Raw genomic sequence first — 25,465 nt, 5'->3', positions numbered from 1 at the left:
GGCGCCTAACGACGTCCCGGTAGTTGCGGTGCGCTCTCTTTGGCATGGCATGGATTTCGGTCTGTGGCCGTGCCGCGAGTCAGCATGAACTTCGAACGAAGGACACAAACCCGTGGACCTGTATGAGTACCAGGCGCGCGATCTATTCGAGGCACACGGCGTTCCCGTGCTTGCCGGTATCGTCGCTTACACCCCGGAAGAAGCAAAAGCCGCAGCTGAGAAGATCGGCGGCGTTGTTGTAGTAAAGGCACAGGTCAAGGTTGGTGGCCGTGGCAAGGCTGGCGGCGTCAAGGTCGCTAAGACCGCCGACGAAGCTTTTGAGCACGCTTCCAACATCCTCGGTATGGACATCAAGGGCCACACCGTAAACAAGGTCATGATCGCTCAGGGCGCCGACATTGCTGAGGAATTCTACTTCTCCGTACTGCTGGACCGTGCAAACCGCAACTACCTGGCCATGTGCTCGGTAGAAGGTGGCATGGAGATCGAGGTGCTCGCAGTTGAGCGCCCGGATGCTCTGGCGAAGGTTGCCGTTGACCCAATCGTCGGCATTGATGCCGCGAAGGCCGCTGAAATCGTTGAGGCAGCTAACTTCCCTGAAGAGCTGCGCGCAAAGGTTGCAGACACCATCCAGAAGCTCTGGGTTGTATTCAAGGAAGAAGACGCCACCCTCGTAGAGGTAAACCCACTGGTGAAGACCGGTGCCGGTGACATCGTTGCACTGGATGGCAAGGTTTCCCTGGACGACAACGCATCTGAGGTTCGCCACCCGGCTCACGAAGAGCTCGAGGACAAGGGCGCAGCCGATCCGCTGGAAGCCAAGGCAAAGGCCGCTGGCCTGAACTACGTCAAGCTGGACGGCGAAGTAGGCATCATCGGCAACGGTGCTGGCCTGGTCATGTCGACCCTGGACGTTGTTGCCTACGCTGGCGAGAACCACGGTTCGGTCAAGCCTGCTAACTTCCTTGACATTGGCGGTGGCGCATCGGCTGAGGTCATGGCTAACGGCCTTGACGTCATCCTGAATGACCCACAGGTCAAGTCCGTCTTCGTCAACGTCTTCGGTGGCATCACCGCATGTGACGCTGTCGCAAACGGCATCGTTGGTGCGCTGAACACCCTGGGTGACGCAGCGAACAAGCCACTGGTTGTCCGCCTGGACGGCAACAACGTTGAAGAGGGTCGCGCCATCTTGGCCGAGGCCAACCACCCGTTGGTCACCCTGGCAGCAACCATGGATGAGGGCGCCGACAAGGCTGCCGAGCTCGCCAACGCAGCGAAGTAAGAGGGATAAGCGAACAATGAGCATTTACCTGAACAAGGACTCCAAGGTCATCGTCCAGGGCATCACCGGCGGCGAAGGCACCAAGCACACCGCCCTGATGCTCAAGGCTGGCACCAACATTGTTGGCGGCGTTAACGCCCGCAAGGCCGGCACCACCGTGACCCACGGTGACCAGGACATCAAGGTGTACGGCACCGTGGCTGAGGCCAAGGCCGAGACCGGCGCAGACGTATCGATCGTCTTCGTCCCACCTAAGTTCACCAAGGACGCAGTCGTTGAGGCTATCGAGGCCGAAGTTGGCCTCGTTGTAGTCATCACCGAAGGTGTTCCAGTACAGGACTCCGCTGAGTTCTGGGCTCTGGCACAGTCGAAGGTTGACGCCGACGGCAACCAGATCACCCGCATCATCGGCCCTAACTGCCCAGGCATCATCACCCCAGGTGAAGCACTGGTTGGTATCACCCCGAACAACATCACCGGCAAGGGCCCAATCGGCTTGGTTTCCAAGTCAGGTACCCTGACCTACCAGATGATGTACGAACTGCGCGACTTGGGCTTCTCGACCGCAATCGGCATCGGCGGCGACCCAGTCATCGGCACCACCCACATCGATGCCCTGGCTGCTTTCGAAGCTGATCCAGAGACCAAGGCCATCGTCATGATCGGTGAAATCGGTGGCGACGCTGAAGAGCGCGCTGCTGATTACATCAAGGCCAACGTCACCAAGCCAGTTGTTGGCTACGTGGCTGGCTTCACCGCTCCTGAGGGCAAGACCATGGGCCACGCAGGCGCCATCGTTTCCGGTTCGGCTGGCACCGCCCAGGCGAAGAAGGAAGCACTGGAAGCTGCAGGCGTCAAGGTCGGCAAGACTCCTTCGGAGACTGCTGTGCTGCTGCGCGAAGTTTACGCAGCTCTCTAAGCTGACGCTGAACCAGGGCTGACGCCCTGGAGCATACGCCGGAAACGAACGGTCGCCGCTTCTCCTGAATCTTCAGGAAAAGCGGCGACCGTTTCGCATTTAATTGAAATCTTCTAGTCAAACCGCTGATGCACTCATAAGCTGATTAGAATATATGGTTCCAGGGTCTAATGAAAAAGGATTGCCGATGATGCGGAGAAGCTACTGGGCAACACTAGCGTGCTTATCCCTGGCATTGGCATCATGCACGAGCCCGGAGGTCGGCGAAAGTACGGGGCCGATGCCTTTGAGCCCCGAAACGGCAAGTTCCTGCGATCGACCGTACATTGCCAGTGGCGGTCAGTTGCGTGGCGCACCGCAGCTGATCCGGGTCGACCGGTTCCACGATCAGCAGATGCGCCAAACTCTGATCGACGCACCCACCGGCTCGACTATCAGCTTCAGCCCTCGTCCCAAGTGGGACAACGTCAATGAAGTGCTCATGGCAGCCAGCGCCGTCTCCGAAACCACTGTCGCCGAAGAGCCCTACGATGCCAGTGACGGGCTGGAATCGTTGATCAGAAGCTCCGACCAGTCTGCGGGGCTTCTGGGCTACTGGGCAGCGCGTCCCGTGACCTACACATATAGCGTTCAATGCCTCAACGAGCAGCAGAGCCGCTACACGCTGGTCTTCGATACCTGGTCCGACTCCGAATTCGGAATCCTTGACTGCAAGCTGAGGCTGGATGCGATGGCTCAATGGGCTGCGCAAGCAGCCTATGAATCCTACTGCCAATCCTCCTAGCCGTTGAGCCGGATACAACAATGGCGGGGCTGGTTCCGCTTGGAACCGGCTCCGCCATCGCTTAACCCTATTGCGAGGCTATCTAGCCTCGGACTGCTCCGCCTCGGCGTCTGCAATCTCCTGCTGGTAGTTCATTTCCAATTCAGGAACCTGCTCGAAGAGCGCTTCGACATCGAGGTCAGGGTTCTCGTCCTGGGTTTCAACTAGCTCAATGGCTTCCGCTTCCGACGCGACCGAAGGCAGCGAGCCGGGCAATGGCTTGCGAGCGGATTCGCGCAGGTAGCAGACCGCAATGAAACCCGCGACCGAGGTGCCCATAACCCAGAAGGCCGGAGCCAGGGAGGATTTGGTCAGGGTCACCAACGCCTGCATGATGAACGGCGCGAAGCCACCAAAGATGGCTACGGCGAAGTTGTACGAGATGCCCATGCCACCGTAACGCGAGGCGGTTGGGAACAGCGCTGGCAACGACGAAGCCAGATTGGCAACGTAGAAGACTACCGGGACAGCCAGCAGCGCAAGGCCAAGCAGGGTGGACCAGATCTGGCCATGCATCATGAACAGGAAGGCCGGGATAGCCAGGACGATGGCCGAAACCGAACCAATGAACAGGACCTTGCGACGGCCCACGCTATCGGAAAGCTTGCCCGCCAACGGGATGCACAAGGACATGCCCACCAGGATCGGCAGGGTCAGCAGATTGCCGTGCACCGGATCGTATTCCAGCGTCTCGGTGAGGTACGTAGGCATGTAGCTGGTCAGTGCGTAACCGGCGGTGTTGGCAGCCGATACCAGTACGAAGCCGGTGAGCAATTCGCGCCAGTAGGCCTTCACCAGGTCGATGACGCCCTTCGGGGCATCGGCAGCGCTCCGTGCGTCCTCGCTCGCGCGGTTAGCGGCTTCCTGGGCTTCCTTGAAGGCTGGAGTGTCTTCGATCTTGGCGCGGAACCACAGTGCGATAACACCCAGTGGAAGGGCCACCAGGAATGGAATGCGCCATGCGAAGCCTTCCATGACATCGTCGCTCAGGGTCAGCTGGAGGATGGAGACGAAGGCGGCACCCAGGGCGAAGCCCATGTAGGAACCTAGATCCAGCAGCGAGGCGAAGAATCCACGACGCTTGTCCGGGGCGTATTCGGTAATGAACGTAGTAGCACCGGCGTACTCGCCGCCAGTGGAGAAGCCCTGGGCAAGCTTCAACACGACCAGGAGAATTGGTGCTGCTACACCCCATACCGAGTAATCCGGGAGGATTCCGATGCCAAACGTGGCCGTTGCCATCATGAGCAGGGTGAAGACCAGAATCTTCTGGCGTCCTACTCGGTCACCCAGCTGGCCCAAAATCACGCCACCAAGCGGGCGCGCGACGAAGGTGACAGCGAATACGCCTAGGCTGAACAGGGTTTGGATTGCAGGCTCGACGGTGTCGGGCATGAAGAGCTTGCCGATAATTACTGCAAGATAGCCGTAGACACCTACGTCGTACCATTCCATCAAATTGCCAACGACGGTACCGCCGATGGCTTTCTTGAGCATCGAATTATCGACGACGTTGACGTCTTCTACCTTCAGGCGGCGTTTCCTCAGGAATCGCTGCTTCCGTGTGTTTTTTGCTTCCATAGTTTCACTCCTCATATCTTTCTTGATCTTGTCCCGGTGCCGGCGACCATATTCATCCACAAGAATGAGGAGCGAAATAGCTGCTCCTTGAGCTGGTTGCGGTCGCCGTGTGACTCGTCGAAATCGATAGATTTCTACTCAAAAATCCGGCGAAAAACCGGCATTGAGCGATGAAACGCTTAAGCGGACAATCATTAAGTTTACCAAAAATTGGATTAATTCCCTGATCGAGGGGCTCTCCAGGGGCGTATGCGTGCCCATGGGAGCAGCCGAATCCTGCGTGGACCTACCGCCGAATACCCACGGAAGCATGGGGCAAACGAGCCATTGGCCAAGTTGTGGATCGAGGTGCGCGAAAAGCCGAAATTGTGTCGAAGGACTCGGAGCGCCAGGGGTTGGAAATCAGCGAAACAACGCGAAAACGGTGCACTTGAAGGTCCTGAATCCGGTGGCAAATGGGGGCTTCCGACGGTAAAAAACGCACGCTGTTCAGCAGCGGTTGGCGCTCAGTCCACAGGGCACAAAAATGCCCCAAGATTGCTGGTGGGCAGCTTGGGGCATGTAGTCGAAGCAGGCTAGCCGCGGAGGCCGGCAGCAGCTTCAGTATCAACTCTCAGGAATGAAGAGCCGATGGCAGCGAACGCGCCCGGAATCAGGAGCATCCGGTGCTTCGGGTTATAGAAAATCTCTTCGAGCGGAGACGCCAGAACTCTGCGAATCTTTTCCAGGAGCCGGTCGTTTTCCAGGGACAGGCGTTCCTGTTCGGTTTCAATCACCACACGATCGTTGTTGATACTCACCGATGCACTCATCCAGTCATCATCGGGGGTACTGAGAGTCTCCGATTTAATCAGGGACACGGTTATTACCGCCTTTGTCGTTCGTATCGCCCGGACGAGGATCCGTCTGGGCGCTTGCCCGATGAACGCACTATGTGTGGCGTAGCGCACATCATCGGTCACTTCGAATATACAGGGTTTTACTGAGCGCCGCCTGCTAATACGGCGGATTTAATCAACCTGTTACTCAAGCAGTCCTCGGATATCTTGGGCGGTCAAGGCCTTGGAGAATCCATCGGCTTCATCCATCACTGTCGAGATCAGCTTGCGTTTGCTTTCCTGCAGCGCCACAACCTTCTCTTCGATGGTGCCCTGCGAAATCATTCGGTACACCATCACCTGTCGCGTCTGGCCGATGCGGTGCGTACGGTCGATAGCCTGGGCTTCCACGGCTGGGTTCCACCATGGATCCAGCAAGAAGCAGTAGTCCGCTTCGGTCAGGTTCAAGCCGAATCCGCCGGCTTTCAAGGAGATCAAGAACAGCGGAGCTTCGCCTTCCTTGAACTGCTCGATGACCTTGGCGCGGTTGCGGGTATTGCCGTCCAGGTAAACGAACTTCACGCCACGCTCGGTCAGCTTGTCGGCAAGCACCTTCAGATACGAGGTGAACTGGCTGAAGATCAGCGCACGGTGGCCTTCGCCCACCACATCATCGAGCTGGTCGAAGAGTGCTTCCAGCTTTGAACCAGGTACGTCCGACAGCGCTGGATCCACTAATGAAGGCTCCAGGGCCAGCATGCGCAGATGGGTCAGCGACTGGAAAATGGTGAAGCGGTTGCGATCCAGATCTTCAACCAGGTGCAAGATTTTCTGGCGTTCGCGGTTCAGATGGGTGTCGTAGACATGCTGGTGCTCTTCGGAAAGGCGCACCAGAAGCTGTTGCTCCTGCTTGGCCGGAAGATCCAGCACCACGGATTCCTTGGTGCGGCGCAGCATGAATGGCTTGATGCGATGCTGCAGCAATGCAAGGGTGTCCTTGTCGCCCAGCACTTCGATGGGGCGGGCGAATTGGCGATTAAAGCGTGTTGTGTTCAGGAACAATGCCGGAGCAACCAGCGACAGCAAAGCACCGAGCTCGGAAAGGTTGTTTTCCATCGGGGTGCCAGTGACGGCCAATTTGAAATTGGTCTGCAGGTTCACCGCGGTGCGGTGGGCCTTGGTGGATTTGTTCTTCACGAACTGCGCCTCATCGAGGATCAAGCCGGCAAAGCGCTGCGCCTCGTAAATCTCGTCGTTCAGACGCAACAGGGTATAGGTCGTGAGAATGACATCGTAATTCTCGGCCAGTTCCCTCAGCTGCCGTGGCGAAGGCAAGGTGCCCTCGACGCTGACTACCCGCAAGGATGGGGCGAACTTGTTGATTTCCATTTCCCAGTTGGAAACCACCGAGCTCGGGGCGACAACCAAGAACGGCAGACGGGTGCGCTGGGTTGCGGGCAGCTGAGCACATGCCTGCGGATCGGCCCAGAGCTTGTGGGCATGGAGAATCAGGGCAATCGTTTGCAAGGTCTTGCCCAAGCCCATGTCATCGGCGAGGATTCCGCCGAATCCGCCTTCGTACAGGCGAGAGAGCCAGTGGAACCCTTCAACCTGGTAAGGGCGCAATTGGGCGTTCAGCGTGTTCGGCACCTGCGCGTGGTGGGCTTCAGCGACCTTGAGCAGTGAACGCATGCGTGCGATAAACAAGTCCGCGCCGTCAATGCCTTCAGCCATCTCATCAAGTTCTTCGAACAATGAGATTTGGAAGACCGTAAGCTTCAGGTCTCCCTCCTTCGGCTTGTCATTCATTGCCTGCGCCTCGTCAACGAGCGCCTTGAGCTTGGCGAACATGGGGTGGTTCAACGAGAACCAAGTGTTATCCGGCAGGCGCAGCTTCATCTGGCCATTGCTCATGGCCTCGACGATCTGCGAGAAAGGAACCTCGTGGTTGCCCACGGTGATCAGCAAGCCAAGGTCCAGCCAGTCGGTCCGTTCATGATTCACGGCATTGATCTTCAGCTGAGGAAGTTCACGCAGCTGACGGAATTTCGGCCGGGTGCCCTTCTCAACCAGCTTGACTTCAGGAATGCGTTCCAGCGCGGGGAGGATCTCGGTGACGAAATCGATGGTGTCATCGCGGGCGTAGAACTTCGGCGACAAGTTGGGATTGCCGCTTTCTTCATGGACCAGGAAAACTTCATGCACTGCGGCCTGAAGCAGTTCCTCGGCCTCAAGGTCATACACTTCCTGGTCGCCAGGGATCCCCGGGTAGAGGATCTGGAAGTCCAGCGCGGCGGTGTCGTTCGGTTCGTTATTCTCGTTGAATTCGCGCTTGTAGACCACGGTCGCCTGCACATAGGGCGGTTTCAAAGCAGGCAATTCCAGCTCGTCGCTAACGCTACGCAGCTCGAAACGGCGGGCCAAACGCGGGTAGGAGGATTCAAAGAAATCGTTGATCTCCGGCCTAGGCACGGTGACCGGACGGCGGTCAACATACCAGCGGCGGTGCGCGTCAGGAATCGGCTCAACACTTGGCGCGAGCCAAATCTCATCAGGCTGAGCCAACTGGGCATAGAAACCATGCTCGGCGATGACACCGCTTGGTGCCTCCGGATCGAGAATGAGATCCTGGTTTGCAATGTGCAGGACACCGTCCAATTGCAGCCGTTGCTCATCCAGGGAGGCCTGCATGCTGAAGCTGGCTGGAGCAACGATGCGCACGCGCTGCTCGGATCGGGTCGTGATCAGCGGAATTCCCAGCTCATCAGCTTGGTCAAGCAGTGGCCAGAGCAGCTCGGAAGCGTACTCGTCCAGGAACAGCCAGTCTTCATCCACCTTGAACTGCAGCTGGCTGTCGCTGCGCGCCATGGAGGCAAAGCGGGTAAACCAGTGGTGCTGCGCCCGCAGCAGGTTCCAGCCGTAGGTCTTGAAGCCCAGGGTGGTCCAGCGAAGCTGGCCACGAACCCAACGGCCTTCGGTGTTGCGAACCATTGGGCGCACTCCCAAGCGGAAGCGCTTATTGCGGGTCGGGTGCGGGATGGTTCCGGTCGGCATCCATTGTTGCTGCTGGGTGGCGTCCTTCGAATCGAAGAGCAGGAACTGAAGCGCCATCGGCACTACCGGATCGTGCTGCGAACCAAGCAGGCCATCGGCCGGGCCCGGCTCGGACTCTTCAAACCATGAATCGATTTGCTGCGACCAAACTGTGTTCGGCTTCTCTTCCCGGGCAGGCACGGGGCGTGGCTGGGAAGCGATCTTGTTGGAGACAATAGCCAGTGCCGCGATGTGCGAGCAGATGCCCGGTGCGTCGCAGGTGCACTCGCACGATTCGATCTTCCACTCTCCACCGTCCATGAGGACCTGGATCATCGGGGAGTATTCTTCGCCAGAATCGGTGACGGTGCCTTCGATCTGGTGGGTGCTTTCGTCGAATTCCACGTCAACCACGGAATTTGCTTCTGCAGCCAGGTTCTTTCCATAGAAGAAAGGAACGTTGCCCAGAAAAGCCAATAAGTGGCGGGCATCAATGGTTGGTGGAACAGATTCAATCATCCTCTCATCGTTTCACGTTCCGGGCCTTCGCGAAAGTTGAAGGGCCTTTCTGTGAATAATCACTATCTATGACGTAGCGTTGACGCATGTCCCAAGTGTGGCCCTACCTTCCAGCACGCGCAGTGAACATAACGACGCTCGTTGAATTCGACCGTCTCGCAGCCGAAGCGCTGGCTTCCCACCGCGCACGCGGAAAAGGCTGGCGAGTGCACCGTGTTGATCTGCGCGAACGGGATACCGTGCTGGAATCCTTGGATCTTTCCGAAGCGCTATTCATCGATTGCCAGTATTCCGCGCAAGGAGCGCAGATCGTGCAAGCCACTGGCGGGCTGTGCATGAGCTCGGGGGAGGAGCTTCCCTTCGAGACGGTGGCTCGCGGCTTGTATTCGCCGCATGAGTTGTACTCGGGGATCCGGACGCAGACCTACGAGCAAGTGCCTGATGCGAAGATCTACGCGTACTCCCAGCAGCATGCAGCGGTGAATTCCGATAGCGATAGCAATGCGCTGGCAAGAACCCTGCATGATCACCACATTGGCCAGGCGCTGGTCTCGGCGGTGTACGAGGGCACGTTCAAGGAAACCCCGATTATCGGGGTGATGGGCGGGCATGCGATGAGCCGGGGCACTGCGCAGTATGCGCAAGCTTTGGAGCTTGGGCGCATGATTACCCGGGCCGGCTACGCGGTCGCCACCGGTGGAGGCCCCGGCGCAATGGAAGCCGCCAACGCCGGTGCGTGGCTGGCCGATTACGGGCAAGAAGATGTCGCTACGGCATTGCAGATGCTGGCCGAAGCGCCAGATGCGATCCATCAGCGCACCGGCTGGGCGAGAACTGCGCAGATGGTCAAGGAGCGTTTCCCGAGCCAGCGGCAGTCCCTGGGCGTGCCAACCTGGTTCTACGGCCACGAGCCGCCGAATCTGTTTGCCACCCAGATTGCCAAGTTCTTCACCAATTCCATTCGTGAAGCGATTTTGCTGGAGCAGTCCAACGGCGGGCTGGTAGTTCTGCCCGGGGCCGCCGGCACGGTGCAGGAAATCTTCCAGGATGCCTGCGAAAACTACTACGCTACCGGTGCTCGCGTGGTGCCGATGGTGCTGATCGGCAGGGACTATTGGACGAGGGATCTGCCTGCTTGGCCGCTGCTTCAGGCCCTGGCCAAGGACCGTGTCATGGAACAGAAGATTGCTCTGGTGGAAACCGCCGAAGAAGCGATGGAGTTCATCCAGAGCATGCAAACCCTGCGCCGGCGTACCCGGCGGCCGGAGAACAGCTAGAGCACGGCATGGAAAATGCCGGTACAGCCAAAGCTGTACCGGCATTCGAATCGCAGCAGGCTGCTATCCGATGCTGACGTCGAAGATCAGGCCCAAGCAGTAGGTGATGGCCGCTGCGCCCCAGCCGATGGCTAGCTGGCGCAGGCCGCGCTTGAGCGGGGAGGCACCGGAAAGCAGTCCCACGATCCCTCCGGTGATCATCAGGGCCACGCCTACCAGGACTACCGAGACGAGGATCGCGGTCATGCCGGAGAGCCCAAGGATATAAGGCAGGATCGGCACGACCGCGCCGGAAGCGAAAAGGATGAACGAGGTGGCCGCCGCGCCGGTGGCCGACCCCAGTTCCTGGTGCTCCTTCTCGAGTTCTTCGCCGCGGCCTTCCGGGTTCAACGAGAAGTCGGGGTTGCAATCGCAGGTGAACAGGCCCATGCGTTCTGCGGCCCGGTGCGCTGCATCTTCATCGCTCATTCCGCGGGCCTTGTAGATCAGCACCAGCTCGTTGGCGTCCAGATCGAGGTTCGGGGCGGCGGTTAGCGTGACCTGGGTTGGTCGCGAGGCGGTCAGCAGCTCGCGCTGGGAACGCACCGAGACGTATTCGCCAGCTGCCATGGACAGTGCGCCGGCCAGCAAACCGGCAACACCGGAGAACAGCACGAAGGTCGCTGAAACACCGGTCGCACCGATACCCATGATCAACGCCAGGTTGGAAACCAGCCCGTCGTTGGCGCCGAAGACCGCAGCGCGGAAGTTGCCCGAAAGGCGCGCACGGCCTGCTGTAGCCAGCGCCCGGACGACCTCTTCGTGGACCTGTTCGTCGGCCGCCATCTGCGCGGTGGCGTCCTTGTCGTCGCGGTAGGGCGAACTGCTTTCGGAGCGCTGGGCCATGGCCAGCACGAAGACCGAACCGAAATGCAATGCCAGGAAACGCAGCATGGTGCGTCGCAGCGACGGGCGGACTTCCTTGAAATGCTCGCCGAGCAGGACGCGCCAGTGGGATTCGTGGCGGGCTTCCGCCTCTGCAAGGCCCAGCAGGATTTGCCGTTCTTGACCGGTTTTCTTTTCCGCGAGGGCCCTGTAGATGGAGCCTTCGGCGACTTCATCAGCGAGATACTTGCGCCATCGCTGGATCTGCGCTTTGGTAGGTTCGGTTTCTGGGTGCTGTGGCATCGCGACGATGACTCTCCTGGAACATGGATTTTCCAATGAAACCCGTGGATCGGATCAACCACCCAGTTTAGTCAGGGCTCCTGCACTTGGGAATTTGGCAAGGCTAAAAGCAATTCTCTTGCCCGCGGGATTTCCGGCTACCGGCAGCACCAGCTGCAATTCAGAAGTGGCCGGATCATAGGTCGGCCTGCGGGCGCAACGGGCAATGAGCCGTTCAAGCCTGAGCGGATCTGCAACGTAGCGGGTGCGCCAGCGCCCCTCGGCCTTGAACTGCACTTGGCCGGTCTGGCGGTCGATGACGGGCAGAATCGGATATGCCATGGAGGTCAACTCTCTTGCGAGCTCTTGCCCGTGCACCTGTTGGTGCGCGGACCGCTTCCTCATCCGAACCACCCATGAACTTGGGGTTGGTGCGCGGCCAGTCGGAGCTTGGCGCCGCGTCTCGTGAAGCAACATTTCCGATGGTACCGCCGGCGGCAGGGCGCGGTGAAGTCCGAATGCGTAATATGACTGCGGCTCAGCTGCCCGGGGCAAAGGCATTGGCCAGTTGCTGCAGCTTCTCGCGTTGTTCGGCCCATTGCCCCGCGGTGTAGTCGGGCAGCAGATCCAGTTGCGCGGTCCAGCCAGCGCGGCCATCGAGCTGCTCGCGGATAATATCCAGATGCCCTGCATGCCGGGAGGTTTCGGCGAGCGCATGGATGAGCAGGTGATCCAAGGTGGTTTTGCCAGCTGGCCCCCACCACGGTACCTCTACGGGACAGTCCAGGGGCAGATCGCTGATGGCTTCATCGGCGAAGGCGATGGCTTTCCGATACAGGACGATCAGCTGTTGCGCATCCATATCTGCTGGCGGGAGGAAATCCGCGTCGGGATCATGCGGCGCAATGAATTCGCGAACGTAGCGGTCATCGGCCCTGCGCTTGAGGCAGGTGCCGAAATATTCGTATTCATTGATCGCCAAATGGTGCAGTACTCCCAGGATATGGGTGCCTGTAGGGGTGAGCGGAGTGCGTGCCAGGTGTTCGGCGAGGCCTTCTGCCTTGTAGATCGCATTCTCGCGCGCGTCGTTCAGGTACCCGCAGAGCTTGTCCTTGGTGCTGTCCATGGGCAGAGTCTAGTGAGCGCTGCAGTCTCGCGGTAGAGGGCGCGGTGTGTTTACCATTGGTAAACTTGCCCCGCAGGCCTTGAAGCCAAAGTGGTTGCGGTTGTTGCTGCAGAAAACGTCGAGGAGCCAAACGATGAAAACCTTGCCAGTTGAACCAACCGGTGCCGCGATCAATATCGGTGCGAGGCTGCGCGGGGTGCGCCAGACCCAGCGTATGACCATTGACCAGGTCGCCGAGCTATCCGGACTGACCAAGGGTTTCCTCTCGCGTGTGGAGCGCGACCTGACCAGCCCTTCGGTTTCCACTCTTTTGCGGTTGTGCGAAGTGCTGGGCATGGAGGTCGGTACCCTCTTCGAGGTTCCTGAAACGAAACTGGTCCGACTGGAGCAGGCACCCCGTGTTTCCCTGGGCGGTGACGGCATCACGGAGCAGCTGGTCACGCCGCGCAGCGAGAAGCGGGTGCAGATGATTCGCGCCGAGATTGCGCCCAAGGGCACCGGTGAAGCGGAGCTGTATTCGGTGGATTGCGAGCTGGAAGTGCTGCACGTGATCGCTGGAAAATTCATCCTGGTATTGCCTGATCAGCGCGTAGAACTCGAAGCAGGCGATACGATCACCTTCCCCGGGCGTGAACCGCATAGCTGGGAAAACGATTCTGATGAGGTTGCCGTGGTTACCTGGACGCTGATCCTCTCATGACGCCAATCCCTTGCGCTTGCTGCCATGGCACGGCATGCGCAGTGCGGCTGCGCGTTCGTCTGCGGGGAGATGAACCGCGTATTCTAGGAACGATGCGTTGTTCCGGGCGCTCGGGACAATCAGTGATGGGAGAGGCGTGAGGACAGGCGAACCAACCGCTGCGCAAGATCAACTGCGCAGTATCAGCTGGTGGGCTTCGATACTTTTCGGCGTTCTTATTGGCACCACCTTGACCTGGATCCGCACCCAACGCAATTTCTTCTTCATTGGCGCCGCGATTCTGGCCGTCGTCATTGTCACCATTGGCGTGCGGACGATTCGCCGACGGGCACGCTTCCCGGTGATGGCGCAGGCGCGCACCTCGTGGGCGTATGTGCTGTGGACAGGTGTCCTGCTGGTCCTGGCCGGACCGATCCAGCTGGTGTACGTAGCTGATGACCTTTCCGAACTGACTATCAAATCGCTGGTCATGTCCGCAGGCTTCTGCCTGGGCATTCACGAGGTCGACCGCGCGCTGGTGAAAACCAGCAAGAAGCGCTCCGGCGAGGCCTAGCCTCCCGATTTGGGCAAAATAGCCTGAAATGTAGTCAAAACATCCAATACCCTTAAGCGCGTTTTTGCATAGTGTGATCCTGACCAACTTTCCAGAAGGGGTTGCCATGTCAGGAAAAACCGCGAAGAACCACACCGCAGAACCAGGCCTCAAGCAGGTCCTCGGCCGCTGGGACGCCTTGGCCATAGGCGTGGGCGCGATGATCGGCTTTGGCTGGGTCGTGCTCACCGGCGACTGGATCACCACCGCCGGCCCGTTCGGAGCCACGCTGGCCATGCTGGTTGGCGGTGGCATCATGGCAGTAGTCGGCCTGACCTATGCCGAACTCGTTGCGGCCATGCCGAAAGCAGGCGGTGAGCACAACTACTTGCTGCGCGCCATGGGCGCCCGCTGGTCTTTTGCCGGTTCGTGGGCCATCGTCGGCGGCTACATCACGATCGTGGCCTTTGAAGCAGTGGCACTGCCCAAATCCGTGCTCTATCTCTTCCCGGAGCTTTCGCAGATCAGATTATGGGAGATCGCTGGCTCAGAGGTCTACCTGACTTGGGCGCTGGTCGGTGTCGCCGGTGCGATAGCGATCACCTGGATTAACATCCGGGGCATCAAGACCGCCGGTGTAGTGCAGACCTTCGTGGTGCTCTTCCTCTTCGTCATCGGCGCAATGCTGCTTGCTGGCGCATTCACCGGAGGCGAGAGCAGGAATATGGAACCATTCTTCGAAAACGGGGTGGCCGGCTTCTTCGGCGTGATGATCGTGGTGCCGTTCATGTTCGTCGGCTTCGACGTGATCCCGCAGTCCGCCGAGGAATGCGACATCGCCCCGCGAAAAATTGGCAAGTATGTGGTGATTTCGGTGCTGATCGCCACCGCCTGGTATGTGGGGATCATCCTGGCCACCGCCTCGGGAATGGGCGCTTCGGCACTCGCAGGATCCGAACTTGCCACTGCCGACGCGATGGGGGCACTGTTCAATTCCGAAATCATGTCAAAGGTACTGATCGCCGGCGGCATTGCCGGCATCCTCACCTCGTGGAATTCGTTGCTGATGGGTGCTTCGCGGCTGATGTACGCGATGGCCAGTTCCGGGATGCTGCCACGCTGGTTTGCCTACCTGCATCCGAAGTACCGCACACCGAGCCATGCACTGCTGTTCATTGGCGGTCTCTCCGTTCTGGCTCCATTCTTCGGCACCGCCATGCTCGGATGGTTGGTGGATTCCGGTTCGCCGTCGATCGTGATCGCCTACCTGCTGGTGGGCGTGGCGTTCTTGATTCTGCGCCAGCGCGAACCGCAGATGCAACGCCCGCTGCGCGTGGGCGGTGCGGGAAACGGCGGCAAGGTCATCGGCGTACTGTCGGTGGTCTTCTGCGCCGGCCTGATTTCGCTGTATCTTCCGGGAATGCCGGCGGCCATCGGGTGGCAGCCGTGGCTGCTCTTCGCCGCTTGGTGGATCCTGGGCATGGCCTTCTTGCTGCGGGTGCCACGCGGGATTGCGCCGGGCGAATTCGCGGAAGAGGAATTGCTGCAGAAGCTGAGCATCCGCCAGCAAGCCAAGCTCGGTGCCACCGGCCCGGACGCCGCAGCAACGCGACGCGCCAGTGCGCCGCACGATAGCCGGACTCGGCTCAAGGGCTGACGGCTGCACCTGGGGCACGCCGCGGGATCTGGCTATTGCAGAGACTGCGGCGTGCCTATTTCTGTGCCCGGCGAAGGGCCAGCCAGAGCGAGGCGGCGGCATCCGGATCATCGAGATTGGCGCCAAGCAATTCCTGGGCCACGGTGATGCGGTGGCGCAAGGAATTTCGGTGGATGCCCAATTCGCGGGAGGCTTCTTCCCAATGGCCGCGATGGCGCAGGTAGGAGGTGACCGCGGAGAGCAGATCGGCGCGCGCGTACGCTGCGAGGGCCTTGACCCAGGTCTCTGCGCTGGCATCGAAGCCCGGGGCGCCGCAGGCCATGGTCCCGAACGGGACAGCGTCCAGCGCTTGGCGCAGGGCAGGCAAATTGGCAGGGATCTCGGTCAAGTTCAATGGTTGGGAGAGCACGGCGTGGACTTCGGGTGCGGGGGAATCGAATCGCCCGCACGCCATCGGGCCCGTTGCGGTTGCAGCCTGCGGTGCCACTGCCTCGCCATTGCCGGAACTGTCTGCGGGTTCGGGAAGTATCAAATAATGTTCGGCGCCGTCCTCGTAGTGAAGCTGGCACTCGCGTACCGCTGCGGCGACATCGGGCAATGCGGCGGGGCGCGCCAGCGAGGGCAGCGCATGAAGTGCGGTTGCTGCATCGGTATCGGCACCTGCCCGGTACAGCAGGATTCGCACACGAACAGGTATTCTGCCCAATCCGGCTTCTTCCCCGACCAGGCGTGCCGCCTCGGGCTGGCCATGCAGCAACAATTTTGCGGTGGCCGAGCTGAGCGCGTTATTCGTGCTGGCAGCCAATTCCCGTTGCCTGGCGCGCAAGGAGAGCAACGTGCAGGCCGTCATGATGATCTGCCGGTCGGCCTTGGTCGGCCTGCGCCCGGCGGCAACTCCGAGATATCCGTGGATCGTGGTTCCGGACAGGATGGGATAGAGCGCAACTTCGTGGCCCTGGACCTCGAAGGTGGACGCCGAGGGCATGCCATTGCGCCGAAAGCGCATGGACTCGTGGCGGAGTTCGCCCAGGAACGCTTCGGCGGATGCCGGGTAGCAGGCCGCCGGCCGGGAATCGACGGAAAGATAGGCGGCCCAGCCGTTCACTGCCTCAGCCAAGCCCCGCACGACTGCATTGATGGCATCCGGGCGTACGGCGGCACGCGCCAAGGCAGTCTGCGTGCCCAAGGAACCCATCAGGTTCGAAGCCTGATCACGTGAGGCCAGGCGCCAGTATGCCCGTGAAATGTTCTGGAAGGGCACCTGGTCCGGGACGATCCCCAGCTCTATGCCGGCAGCGTCGCAGGCGGCGATGACGTGCTCGGGCACCGTGCGAAGCCATGGACCCAGCCCCAGCCCCAGGGCGCAGACCTTTTTGTCCTGCAGCCGGCGCATGTATGCGCGGGAAGCTTCCTCGCTCGCGGCGAATGGCATGCCGGTGGTCAGCAGCAGCTCGCCGCCGTCCAGATAGGTGGTGGGATCTTCCAACTCAGAGACATGCACCCCGCTGACCGGCTGGGCGCGGAAGGTTCCGGTGCTGGCAGGGAAGAACTCGGTGCCCAACTCCGTGCCCAGCTGCAAAAGCGTGATCATTGGGTAAATTATCCAAGAAAGATGCTGGACTTGGATGCAATGACCAATGACGCGTGTCACGGGGATTTCTAGGCTTGAGCCATGACTGAAACCCTTGCATCCACCGACGCCCCAACCTTGTCCCAAACCAGGCACCTTGCCACCAGCATCCCCGGCCCGCGCTCTGCGGCCCTCCATGAGCAGCGGGTGCAACAGGTCAGTAGCGGTTTTGGCGTCACCTTGCCGGTCTTTGTCAGCCGCGCCGATGGCGGGATTATCGAAGACGTCGACGGAAATCGCCTGATCGACTTCGCCTCGGGGATTGCCGTGACTTCACTGGGTGCCGCCAACCGCCGCGTGGCCGAACGCGTGGCCAAGCAGCTGGCGGACTTCACCCATACCTGCTTCATGGTCACCGAGTACGAATCCTTCACCCAGGTGTGCAGCTGGTTGAACCAGCACACCCCCGGCGAGTTCGAGAAGCGCACAGCGCTGTTCTCCACCGGGGCCGAGGCCGTGGAGAACGCGGTCAAGATCGCCCGTGCTGCCACGGGACGCGCTAACGTGCTGGTCTTCGACGAGGCCTACCACGGCCGTTCGCTGCTGACCATGGGCATGACTGCCAAGATCAATCCGTACAAGATGAATTTCGGCCCGATGCCCGAGCATATCGTGCGCGCCGCCTCGGCCAACCCGTTGCGGCCCTCTGGGGGAGCGGCCACCGTCGAAGCGGTCCTGGCGTCCGTCGAGCAGACCTTGATGGACTACGGCCCCCAGACTTTCGCCGCGATGGTGATCGAGCCGATTCAGGGCGAAGGAGGTTTCGTTGTCCCGATGGCCGGGTTCATCCCGGGACTGCGCAAGTTGGCCGACAAGCACGGTATTGTGCTGGTCATCGACGAGATCCAGGCCGGCATGGGGCGCACCGGGAAGCTATTCGCTTCGGAGCACGAGGGCGTGGCAGGTGACCTGATCCTCACGGCCAAGGCCCTGGCCAACGGAGTTCCGCTGTCCGCGGTGACTGGGCGCGCCGAGCTGATGAATGCCCCTCACGCTGGCGGCCTGGGCGGCACCTATGCTGGCAACCCGCTGGCTTGCGAAGCGGCGCTGGCTGTATTCGAGCAGTTCGAGGATGGGACGCTTCTGGATAACGCCCAGCTCATCGAGCGGGTGTCCCGCGAGGTTCTTGAACCACTGATGCAGCAGAGCCCGGTGGTTGCCGAGGTCCGCGGCCGCGGAGCCATGCTGGCTATCGAGTTCGCCGACCGGGGCAGCTTGGCGCCGCGCGCCGATGCAGCCGCGGTGGTTTCCAAGGCCTGCCATCGAGCCGGGGTGCTGACCCTGACCTGCGGTACGCACGGCAATGTGCTGCGCCTGCTGCCGCCGCTGGTGATCGGCGAAGCACTGCTGCGCGATGGATTAGAGGTGCTTGCCCAGCAGATTCGCAGCGTCGCCAGCTGATCGCCCTGCTGCAGTTTCGGCCCATGCCGCAGCCCGTTCGCGGGTTGTGGCATGGGCTATTTCTGCCTGGATTCCCGGGCTGTGCGACAACTGAATCTTGACGTGACCCAGCAGACAAAATAGCATAATGGAAAACTGAAGTTTCATATTAGACAACTTGGACTTTCGTTCTTGGATGTCTGGGGAGGAAGTTGCGATGAAGGAAATCCGCATCGAGGAAAACGGGCATCTGGGACCCATTAATGCCGCGGTGATTCCACGCTATGCAGGTGGTGGCACCTATGCCCGGCTGCCGCGACTGGATCAGGTGGCGAAGGCCGACATCAAGATTGTTGGCGTGCCTTTCGACACCGGTGTCTCCTACCGGCCCGGCGCCCGCTTTGGCGCCAACCACGTGCGCGAATCCTCGCGCCTGATCCGCCCCTACAACCCCGCCACCGACACCTCGCCGTTTGCGCAGAGCCAGGTGGCCGACGCGGGGGACATGGCGGTCAACCCGTTCAACATCAACGAGGCTATCGAGACCATCGAGCACAACGCACTGGAGCTGACCAGTGACGGCTCCACTCTGGTCACCGTGGGCGGAGACCATACCATCGCGCTGCCATTGCTGCGTGCCGCCTCGCAACGAGCCGGTGCTCCGGTAGCGATGCTGCACTTCGACGCGCACCTGGACACCTGGGACACCTACTTCGGTGCCGAATACACCCACGGCACCCCGTTCCGCCGTGCGGTCGAGGAGGGAATCCTGGATACCGAGGCGATCTGCCACGTCGGCACCCGCGGTCCGCTCTATGGCAAGAAGGACCTGGAAGACGACCAGCGCTTCGGTTTCGGCATCGTCACCAGCTCGGATGTCTACTACCAGGGCGTCCGCGAAATCGTGCACAAGCTGCGCGACCGCATCGGCAACCGCCCGCTGTACATCTCGGTGGACATCGACGTGCTGGACCCAGCCCACGCCCCGGGTACCGGAACCCCGGAGGCCGGGGGTATCACCAGCCGTGAACTGCTTGAAATCCTGCGCGGTTTGCGCGGGTTGAACATCATCGGCGCGGATATTGTCGAAGTCGCGCCCGCCTACGACCATGCGGAGCTGACCGGCGTGGCCGCCTCGCATGTCACCTATGATTTGATCAGCCTGATCAGCGACTTCCGCGCCAGCAAGGGGATGAATAGCTAATGAACGAGCAACCGCAACGCAACGGCGGCGATCTGGTCATCGAGACCCTCACCGCGCTCGGTGCCAAGACCGTGTTCGGGATCCCCGGACAGCACGCCCTGGGACTCTTCGACGCGCTCTCGCGCTCAAGCTTGGAGTTCATCTCCTCACGCGTGGAGAACAACTCCGCCTTCGCCGCCGATGGCTACTCCCGCGCTACCGGGGAAGTGGGCGTGCTGTTCCTCTCCACCGGCCCGGGCGCGCTGACATCGCTAGCGGGTCTGCAGGAGGCCTACGCCACCGGCGTGCCCATGGTCGTGGTGGCCAGCCAGATTCCGCTGGACGGCCTGGGAGCCCGCCGCAAGGGCATGCTGCATCAGCTCGATGACCAGAAGGCCTCGGCCGCCAACGTCACCAAGTTCCAGCAGACCGTGCATCATGCATCGGGCATCCCCTCGGCGATCCAGGACGCGTGGGCCCGGGCCATTACCGTGCCGATGGGGCCGGTGTGGGTTGAGGTGCCGCAGGATGTCCTGCTCGCCCCGGTGATGGTGCCCCCGGTACAGGATGCCCTGGCCGAAGCCTACGAGCATCCCCCGCGCGAAGAGCTGATTCGCGAAGCCATGCGCTGGCTGGCCGAAGCCAAGCGCCCGGCCATCATCGCCGGCGGCGGTGTGCGCCGGGCCGGGGCGCAGGCTGAATTGCTGGCCGTAGCCGAAAAACTGCAGGCCCCGGTGCTGTGCAGCCCCGGCGGCAACGGAGCCTTTGGCTGGAACCATGAGCTGTCCTTGCAGTCGTGGGCGGAAGACCGCTATGTCTCGGACGTCATGGAAGATGCCGACGTGCTGGTGGTGATCGGTTCGGCCCTGGGCGAGGTCACCAGCAACTACTTCACGCTCGAACCCCGCGGCAAGATGATCCAGATTGATGCCGAGCCGCGCGTGCTCGAGTCCAACACCCCGGCCCTGGGTATCCGCGCCGATGCTCGTGAAGCCTTGAAATTCCTGGACGAAGAAATGCGCGAGACAGGCTTCAAGGCCCAGGCATCATGGCACGGAAGCACCCCGCAACAGGTGGTGGCCCAGACCCTGGCAAAGGTGCAGGCGCGCCTGGATGCCCAGGACCTTGGCAAGGAACGGAAGTTCATGGCGGATATCCGCGCCGCAGTCCCGGCAGGCATGCAGACCTTCTGGGATATGACCATCGCTGCCTACTGGGGCTGGAGCTGCTGGGACGCCAAGGAGGGCGAATTCCATTCCGCGCAGGGTGCAGGCGGCCTTGGCTTCGGCTTCCCCGCCGCGATCGGTGGCGCCATCGGCTCCAAGCAGCGCGTGCTGGCAGTCAGCGGCGACGGTTCATCGATGTACTCCATTGCCGAACTGGCCACCGCCAAGCAGCACCATGCACCGGTCACCTGGTTGATCGTTGACGACGGGGGATATGGCATCCTGCGCGAGTACATGGAGGGAGCCTTCGGAAAAGCCACCGCCACCGAACTGGCCCGGCCGGACTTCGTGGCCCTTGCGCATTCCTTTGGCATCCCCGCCCAAGCGGTCGATCCCGAAGGCATCGGTTCGGCGCTCGCCGACGCCTTGGAAGCAGATGGCCCAAATGTCATTGTGGTCCGCACCCTGCTGAAGATGTTTGCGCCTACCCACCTGTAAAGCACCCGAACGCACGGACGGCCTCGGACCTGTTGCTCCCACGAGCGATGGATCCGGGGCCGTTGCGATTAGTGGATGAGGAAAAGTGCGGATCAGTGGGTGAAATGGAACACCACACCGAAAAGCACTGCCGAGATGCCCAAGCTAATGCCGATGAGCAGTGGCTCCCAATCCAGGGATTGAGCTGCCAACATCACTGCGAAGGAAGCGAAAAGCAGAATTGCTCCGATTCCTCCCAGGATCACACCTCCGCCTCCATGGTGCCGCGCGGCGGAATGCGCGGTCCGTTGAAATCGTGGTTCCATGCCGCCATGGTACGTCCGAAAGCGGCCAAAGCCGAGGGGCAGGGCCAACTACTTCGATATTGTCAGATTTGTTGGCTCAGCGGCCCGTGCGCAGCTGATGGATCCGCTCGGCAGCGGTTGCCAAGGAAGGATAATCGGCGCCGGGCCCTTGCGCGATGAAACCGGGGCAGTAGTGGTCGGCGAGTCCTGCCTGTCCGTAGGACAAGCCGCGGAACGTGCCCTGGGCCATGCGCACCAGATGCGCTCCGGCAGCCACATCCCACACCTTGGTATCGAACCCGATGGTGGCGTCGCACCAGCCTGCGGCAACATGGGCCAGGGCCAGCGCCGCGCAGACCTTGCGGCGTACCGTGGCGAAGTCCTGGATCCACTGGCCAAAGAGTTCCAAGGACAGATCCCCGTCCTTGAGCATGGATTCTGCTCCCGGGTAATCCGTCATCAGGTTGGCGCGGGACTGCTCGGGACGGGCACCGGGCTCAAGGACCTGCACGTTGAGGAACGCGGCAGTCGAATTGGCGCTGAATTCATCACCAGAAACCGGATCGAGGATTGCGGCGGCGACCAGTTCTCCATCGATGGCTGCGGCAATCGAGATGCAGAAGAATGCCACGCCGTGGACGAAGTTGCTGGTGCCGTCAATTGGATCGACAATCCACTGCACCTTCCCGGCGGCCTGCTGTCCTTGATCGCCGGAGACCTGCTCTTCGCCGAGAACCCAGGAATCCGGGTGGGCCGATAGCAGTGAGGCAGTGATGAGCCGCTGGCTCTGCCGGTCGATGTCGGTGACCAGGTCATGGGTGTTGGTTTTATGCTCGGCTACCACGTTGCCGCGGAAGGAAGCGCGCAGCAGCTCGGCGGACTGGCGAGCTGCCTTCAGCGCGGAAAGTCGTAATTCTTCGGCGTATTGCGTGCTGGTTTGGACTCGCTGATCATTCACAAAACCAGCTTACCGCCGTGGCAACGGGCAAAAACGTTGACTGGAGCAACGAATCGAACTTACTGTGGTGGAAACACAATAGATAGGCAGCCGATAGATCGTGGACAAGTCTCCAGATAGCCCTTCGGATTCTGAACTCAAAATCCTGCTCGACGAGTTGGCCCGCAGTTCCAGGATCCTTCGCGTGTTCTCGCATATGGATCAGACTGACCCCGAGGTATCCAACGCCTCCCATCACGTGCTCAAGACGTTGAAAACCCGTGAACCCACGCATGCTGCCGACCTTGCGCAGTCCTTGGGTATCGGCACCGCGGCGATGAGCCGGCATTTGGCGGAACTGGAGCAAACGGGCCTGGTAGCCAAGCAGCCCAGCAAGATCGACGCCCGCCGCCACGTGCTCTGGGTGACCGAGGCGGGGTGCGAGCGGCTTGAATTCCGCGACCGCTTGCGCCTGGAGCGAATGCGGGATGTCCTTCCGGACTGGGATGCCGAGCGCTTGGCCAGCGTCGCGCACGCGCTGAGCGAATTGAACGCGACGATGATCCGCGGCATCCAAACCCAACGGACCGAGCAGTTCGGCAATGCGGAGAATTCCGACCTTGGATAAGAGCATGCCGGAAAAGGAACGTCCCACTGACCTTACCGAGGCAGCGGCAGACCAGCCGCAGATGAATCAACGCGAGGTGCTCAAATCCATCGCTGGCGTCCTGGCATCCTTCTTCGCTGCCATGCTGGCGGCGACCATTGTGTCTATTGCGCTGCCGACCATCATGGATGTCCTGGGCGGCTCGCAAACCGACTTCAACTGGGTTTTGAGCACCACGCTGCTGGCCAATGCCGCCACCACTCCCATCTGGGGGAAAATGGCGGATCTCTTCGACAAGAAGAAGCTGCTGCAAGCCGGAATTCTGGTGTTCGTGCTCGGCTCGTTGCTGGCCGGGCTCGCCTGGTCCATACCCGTTCTGCTGTTCGCCCGGGTCATCCAGGGCATCGGCATGGGCGGGCTGACCGCCATGGGCATGGCAGTCATCGGCACGGTCATCCCGCCACGGGAACGTGGACGCTATTCGGGATATTTCGGTGCCGTAATGGCTGTATCTACCGCAGCAGGACCGCTGCTCGGCGGATTCATCGTGGACTCGCCCCTGGGCTGGCGCTGGTGCTTCTTCTTCGGCATCCCGATCAGCCTGCTCTCCATGCTCTTGATCCACCGGACCCTGCACCTGAAGCACCTCAAGCGTCCGGTGCATATCGATTGGGTCGGCGCGGTCCTGTTGACCACCGCCGTCTCGATCCTGCTGATCTGGGTCTCCTATGTAGGCAAAGCCGACTATTTCGGCTGGAATTCGTGGCAGACCTACACGATGGTCTCGATGTTCCTATTGCTGGTTGCCGCGTTGCTGCTTGTTGAATCACGGGTTCGTGAACCGATCATTCCGCTGAAGATCATTTGCACCCGAACAACCTCGCTGGCGATTCTCGCCTCGATCTCGATTGGCGTGGGGATGTTCGGCACCGGCGCATTCATCGGCCAGTACTTCCAGATCGCCCGCGAAGCGACACCGACCATGGCCGGCCTCATGACCTTGCCAATGATCGCGGGCAACTACTTCGGGTCCGTCTTCTCCGGGCAGATGATTACCCGCTTCGGCCGTTGGAAGATCTACCTGCTCATCGGTTCGGTCCTGAACATCGCCGGACTCGGCCTGCTCGGGCTGATGCGCCAGGATACCGAATACTGGCTCTTGGCCTGCGGCATGTTCCTCAACGGCGTGGGCATGGGATTCATGCTGCAGAACTTGGTGCTCTCGGTGCAGAACACGGTGAAAGTTACCGATATCGGGGCGGCAAGTTCTTCGGTGGCGTTTTTCCGTTCTGTAGGCGGCTCAGCAGGTGTGGCGGTGCTCGGCGCGCTGCTTTCGCGCAATGTGGCAGATCTTATTGCCGAATCATTAGCGGCCAAGGGGCAGCTGTCCTCAGCCCCGGCCACCGGGGATTCCTTGAATCTTTCCGGGATGCCAGATGCGCTACGGCAGGTGGTGGAATCGGCGTATGGCGAGGCGACAGGGATCGTCTTCATCGTCTCGGCGGCCGTAGCCGTGGTTGCCTTCTTCTGCGTATTGCTCATCAAGGAAGTGCCGTTGCGCAAGACGATCTAGTACCTGGCCTTGCCGCCGGGTCGAATCAGGATAAGCTTCAGACCATGAGTAGCATGCAACCGATTAAGCCGAAGATATCTCTTACCGAGCAGGTGACCACGATGATCCGTGCCGCCATCGTTGCCGGTGAGATGGCTCCGGGGGAGCACTACTCGGCCATTGGCATCTCGGAAAAGCTCGGCGTCTCGCGAACTCCGGTGCGCGAGGCCTTGCAGCTGCTGGAAAAAGAGGGAATCGTTACCGTGGCGAAAAACCGCGGGGTGCGCGTCAACCAGATTTCATTGGAGGACATTGTCGAAGTCTTCCAGCTGCGTTTGGCTATCGAGCCTCCAGCTGCCGCACGTGGCGTGCGGAACGCGACCGAGGCTGATATCAACCAGCTGAAGTCGTTGCACCAGCGAATGCTCGCAATCGGCGAAACCGGTGATGGCCGGGCGACGCTGGAAGCGGACAAGGAATTCCACCTGTGCCTTCTGGGGCTGGCCGGAAATGCGAAACTCGACAGCGTGGTGGGGGAGCTGCGCAACCTTGTCCTGGCCCACGGGCAGACCACCGTGCCCTTCGCCCGCTCCAGCCAGGACCTGGCCGGGGACCGCGAGGAGATCATGGAGGCGATTCTGGCTAAAGACCCCGACGCCGCCGCGCTGGCCGTTCGGGGCCACGTCATGCGCACCGCGCAGATGCTGATCCGCTCGGTGTGTTCGCGGACCCCGGGACTGGACGCAGAACCGTTCCTGGAGCGGCTGGACGCCTTGATTTCCTAGGGCATTCCGCGCCCCCTGCAGACCCAA

The 25,465-nt window shown here is 60.9% G+C and carries 22 protein-coding genes and 1 riboswitch; of the genes, 13 read left to right on the top strand and 9 right to left on the bottom strand.

Features of this window, described 5'->3' with window-relative positions; translation table 11 throughout:
- The first annotated feature begins 112 nt into the window (after positions 1-112).
- The 3 genes from sucC (at position 113) to AC1Z36_RS17635 (ending at position 2,988) form a co-directional block, all read left to right on the top strand.
- Positions 113-1,285 (top strand): ADP-forming succinate--CoA ligase subunit beta, encoded by a 1,173-nt coding sequence (sucC, locus tag AC1Z36_RS17645; protein WP_105659137.1) that lies wholly within the window; start codon positions 113-115, stop codon positions 1,283-1,285.
- A 16-nt stretch (positions 1,286-1,301) separates the two neighbouring features.
- The gene (sucD, locus tag AC1Z36_RS17640; protein WP_105659138.1) at positions 1,302-2,204 is read left to right on the top strand and encodes a succinate--CoA ligase subunit alpha; all 903 of its coding nucleotides are present in this window, start codon (positions 1,302-1,304) and stop codon (positions 2,202-2,204) included.
- Positions 2,205-2,598: 394 nt separating this feature from the next.
- Complete coding sequence (locus tag AC1Z36_RS17635; protein WP_146112345.1) at positions 2,599-2,988, top strand: hypothetical protein; 390 nt, start codon at positions 2,599-2,601, stop codon at positions 2,986-2,988.
- Positions 2,989-3,066: 78 nt separating this feature from the next.
- Here the strand turns inward: AC1Z36_RS17635 and AC1Z36_RS17630 are convergent, their stop codons facing one another.
- The 3 genes from AC1Z36_RS17630 to AC1Z36_RS17620 form a co-directional block, all read right to left on the bottom strand.
- Positions 3,067-4,608, bottom strand: coding sequence for an MFS transporter (locus AC1Z36_RS17630; protein ID WP_402735722.1), 1,542 nt, complete (start codon positions 4,606-4,608; stop codon positions 3,067-3,069).
- 575 nt (positions 4,609-5,183) lie between these two features.
- Entirely contained in the window at positions 5,184-5,570 is a 387-nt protein-coding gene (locus tag AC1Z36_RS17625; protein WP_483561548.1) for a hypothetical protein, read from the bottom strand.
- 60 nt (positions 5,571-5,630) lie between these two features.
- Positions 5,631-8,978 (bottom strand): SNF2-related protein, encoded by a 3,348-nt coding sequence (locus AC1Z36_RS17620; RefSeq protein WP_483561547.1) that lies wholly within the window; start codon positions 8,976-8,978, stop codon positions 5,631-5,633.
- Positions 8,979-9,064: 86 nt separating this feature from the next.
- On the opposite strand from AC1Z36_RS17620, the gene AC1Z36_RS17615 reads away from it, so the two are divergent.
- Positions 9,065-10,255 carry an LOG family protein gene (locus AC1Z36_RS17615; protein ID WP_483561546.1) on the top strand — a complete coding sequence of 397 codons (1,191 nt, stop codon included), beginning with the start codon at positions 9,065-9,067 and terminating at the stop codon, positions 10,253-10,255.
- Between the two features lie 63 nt (positions 10,256-10,318).
- Here the strand turns inward: AC1Z36_RS17615 and AC1Z36_RS17610 are convergent, their stop codons facing one another.
- The 3 genes from AC1Z36_RS17610 to AC1Z36_RS17600 all read right to left on the bottom strand — a co-directional run bounded on the left by AC1Z36_RS17610 (position 10,319) and on the right by AC1Z36_RS17600 (position 12,527).
- Positions 10,319-11,422 (bottom strand): VIT1/CCC1 transporter family protein, encoded by a 1,104-nt coding sequence (locus AC1Z36_RS17610; protein ID WP_105657316.1) that lies wholly within the window; start codon positions 11,420-11,422, stop codon positions 10,319-10,321.
- A gap of 54 nt (positions 11,423-11,476) precedes the next feature.
- Entirely contained in the window at positions 11,477-11,743 is a 267-nt protein-coding gene (locus tag AC1Z36_RS17605) for a hypothetical protein (protein ID WP_105657317.1), read from the bottom strand.
- A 15-nt stretch (positions 11,744-11,758) separates the two neighbouring features.
- A riboswitch (SAM riboswitch) is annotated at positions 11,759-11,872 on the bottom strand.
- Positions 11,873-11,939: 67 nt separating this feature from the next.
- Positions 11,940-12,527 (bottom strand): DinB family protein, encoded by a 588-nt coding sequence (locus AC1Z36_RS17600; protein ID WP_483561545.1) that lies wholly within the window; start codon positions 12,525-12,527, stop codon positions 11,940-11,942.
- 133 nt (positions 12,528-12,660) lie between these two features.
- Between AC1Z36_RS17600 and AC1Z36_RS17595 the strand changes: the two genes are divergently transcribed.
- The 3 genes from AC1Z36_RS17595 (at position 12,661) to AC1Z36_RS17585 (ending at position 15,416) form a co-directional block, all read left to right on the top strand.
- Positions 12,661-13,227, top strand: coding sequence for a cupin domain-containing protein (locus tag AC1Z36_RS17595; protein ID WP_105661607.1), 567 nt, complete (start codon positions 12,661-12,663; stop codon positions 13,225-13,227).
- Between the two features lie 136 nt (positions 13,228-13,363).
- A complete protein-coding gene (locus AC1Z36_RS17590) occupies positions 13,364-13,780 on the top strand; it encodes a hypothetical protein (RefSeq protein WP_402741898.1) in 417 nt (138 codons plus the stop codon).
- Positions 13,781-13,886: 106 nt separating this feature from the next.
- Complete coding sequence (locus AC1Z36_RS17585; RefSeq protein WP_402696634.1) at positions 13,887-15,416, top strand: APC family permease; 1,530 nt, start codon at positions 13,887-13,889, stop codon at positions 15,414-15,416.
- 55 nt (positions 15,417-15,471) lie between these two features.
- On the opposite strand, the gene AC1Z36_RS17580 is transcribed toward AC1Z36_RS17585, so the two are convergent.
- A complete protein-coding gene (locus AC1Z36_RS17580; protein WP_402741899.1) occupies positions 15,472-17,007 on the bottom strand; it encodes a PucR family transcriptional regulator in 1,536 nt (511 codons plus the stop codon).
- Positions 17,008-17,088: 81 nt separating this feature from the next.
- On the opposite strand from AC1Z36_RS17580, the gene AC1Z36_RS17575 reads away from it, so the two are divergent.
- The 3 genes from AC1Z36_RS17575 (at position 17,089) to AC1Z36_RS17565 (ending at position 21,273) form a co-directional block, all read left to right on the top strand.
- Positions 17,089-18,447 (top strand): aminotransferase class III-fold pyridoxal phosphate-dependent enzyme, encoded by a 1,359-nt coding sequence (locus AC1Z36_RS17575; protein ID WP_105657322.1) that lies wholly within the window; start codon positions 17,089-17,091, stop codon positions 18,445-18,447.
- Positions 18,448-18,643: 196 nt separating this feature from the next.
- Positions 18,644-19,630, top strand: coding sequence for an agmatinase (gene speB / locus AC1Z36_RS17570; protein ID WP_105657323.1), 987 nt, complete (start codon positions 18,644-18,646; stop codon positions 19,628-19,630).
- Positions 19,630-21,273, top strand: a complete 1,644-nt coding sequence (locus tag AC1Z36_RS17565) for a thiamine pyrophosphate-binding protein (RefSeq protein ID WP_105657324.1) — start codon at positions 19,630-19,632, stop codon at positions 21,271-21,273. Before speB ends, AC1Z36_RS17565 begins: the two co-directional genes overlap by 1 nt.
- A gap of 92 nt (positions 21,274-21,365) precedes the next feature.
- On the opposite strand, the gene AC1Z36_RS17560 is transcribed toward AC1Z36_RS17565, so the two are convergent.
- Positions 21,366-21,578, bottom strand: coding sequence for a hypothetical protein (locus AC1Z36_RS17560; protein ID WP_402696631.1), 213 nt, complete (start codon positions 21,576-21,578; stop codon positions 21,366-21,368).
- A gap of 76 nt (positions 21,579-21,654) precedes the next feature.
- Complete coding sequence (locus AC1Z36_RS17555) at positions 21,655-22,515, bottom strand: inositol monophosphatase family protein (RefSeq protein WP_483561544.1); 861 nt, start codon at positions 22,513-22,515, stop codon at positions 21,655-21,657.
- A 100-nt stretch (positions 22,516-22,615) separates the two neighbouring features.
- Here AC1Z36_RS17555 and AC1Z36_RS17550 point away from each other — a divergent pair, with 100 nt between their 5' ends.
- Genes AC1Z36_RS17550 through AC1Z36_RS17540 form a run of 3 tightly spaced genes read left to right on the top strand, consistent with a single transcriptional unit; the run spans position 22,616 to position 25,438 of the window.
- The gene (locus AC1Z36_RS17550; RefSeq protein ID WP_402741902.1) at positions 22,616-23,122 is read left to right on the top strand and encodes a MarR family winged helix-turn-helix transcriptional regulator; all 507 of its coding nucleotides are present in this window, start codon (positions 22,616-22,618) and stop codon (positions 23,120-23,122) included.
- Complete coding sequence (locus AC1Z36_RS17545) at positions 23,115-24,674, top strand: MFS transporter (RefSeq protein ID WP_483561543.1); 1,560 nt, start codon at positions 23,115-23,117, stop codon at positions 24,672-24,674. Before AC1Z36_RS17550 ends, AC1Z36_RS17545 begins: the two co-directional genes overlap by 8 nt.
- A gap of 44 nt (positions 24,675-24,718) precedes the next feature.
- The gene (locus AC1Z36_RS17540; protein WP_402741904.1) at positions 24,719-25,438 is read left to right on the top strand and encodes a GntR family transcriptional regulator; all 720 of its coding nucleotides are present in this window, start codon (positions 24,719-24,721) and stop codon (positions 25,436-25,438) included.
- Positions 25,439-25,465: the final 27 nt, after the last annotated feature.

It is taken from the genome of Glutamicibacter sp. BS14 (assembly GCF_056934375.1).
Note: the sequence above shows the minus strand (reverse complement) of the source record. Positions and strands in the feature narration are given on the sequence as shown.

Excerpts from the sequence above, each read along its gene's own strand:
- speB (WP_105657323.1), top strand. The coding sequence starts at position 18,644 with ATGAAGGAAATCCGCATCGAGGAAAACGGGCATCTGGGACCCATTAAT.
- AC1Z36_RS17605 (WP_105657317.1), bottom strand. The coding sequence starts at position 11,743 with ATGGCATATCCGATTCTGCCCGTCATCGACCGCCAGACCGGCCAAGTG.
- AC1Z36_RS17560 (WP_402696631.1), bottom strand. The coding sequence starts at position 21,578 with ATGGAACCACGATTTCAACGGACCGCGCATTCCGCCGCGCGGCACCAT.
- AC1Z36_RS17575 (WP_105657322.1), top strand. The coding sequence starts at position 17,089 with ATGACTGAAACCCTTGCATCCACCGACGCCCCAACCTTGTCCCAAACC.
- AC1Z36_RS17610 (WP_105657316.1), bottom strand. The coding sequence starts at position 11,422 with ATGCCACAGCACCCAGAAACCGAACCTACCAAAGCGCAGATCCAGCGA.
- AC1Z36_RS17580 (WP_402741899.1), bottom strand. The coding sequence starts at position 17,007 with ATGATCACGCTTTTGCAGCTGGGCACGGAGTTGGGCACCGAGTTCTTC.
- AC1Z36_RS17585 (WP_402696634.1), top strand. The coding sequence starts at position 13,887 with ATGTCAGGAAAAACCGCGAAGAACCACACCGCAGAACCAGGCCTCAAG.
- AC1Z36_RS17540 (WP_402741904.1), top strand. The coding sequence starts at position 24,719 with ATGAGTAGCATGCAACCGATTAAGCCGAAGATATCTCTTACCGAGCAG.
- AC1Z36_RS17620 (WP_483561547.1), bottom strand. The coding sequence starts at position 8,978 with ATGATTGAATCTGTTCCACCAACCATTGATGCCCGCCACTTATTGGCT.
- AC1Z36_RS17595 (WP_105661607.1), top strand. The coding sequence starts at position 12,661 with ATGAAAACCTTGCCAGTTGAACCAACCGGTGCCGCGATCAATATCGGT.
- AC1Z36_RS17565 (WP_105657324.1), top strand. The coding sequence starts at position 19,630 with ATGAACGAGCAACCGCAACGCAACGGCGGCGATCTGGTCATCGAGACC.
- AC1Z36_RS17630 (WP_402735722.1), bottom strand. The coding sequence starts at position 4,608 with ATGGAAGCAAAAAACACACGGAAGCAGCGATTCCTGAGGAAACGCCGC.
- AC1Z36_RS17615 (WP_483561546.1), top strand. The coding sequence starts at position 9,065 with ATGTCCCAAGTGTGGCCCTACCTTCCAGCACGCGCAGTGAACATAACG.
- AC1Z36_RS17600 (WP_483561545.1), bottom strand. The coding sequence starts at position 12,527 with ATGGACAGCACCAAGGACAAGCTCTGCGGGTACCTGAACGACGCGCGC.
- sucD (WP_105659138.1), top strand. The coding sequence starts at position 1,302 with ATGAGCATTTACCTGAACAAGGACTCCAAGGTCATCGTCCAGGGCATC.
- AC1Z36_RS17635 (WP_146112345.1), top strand. The coding sequence starts at position 2,599 with ATGCGCCAAACTCTGATCGACGCACCCACCGGCTCGACTATCAGCTTC.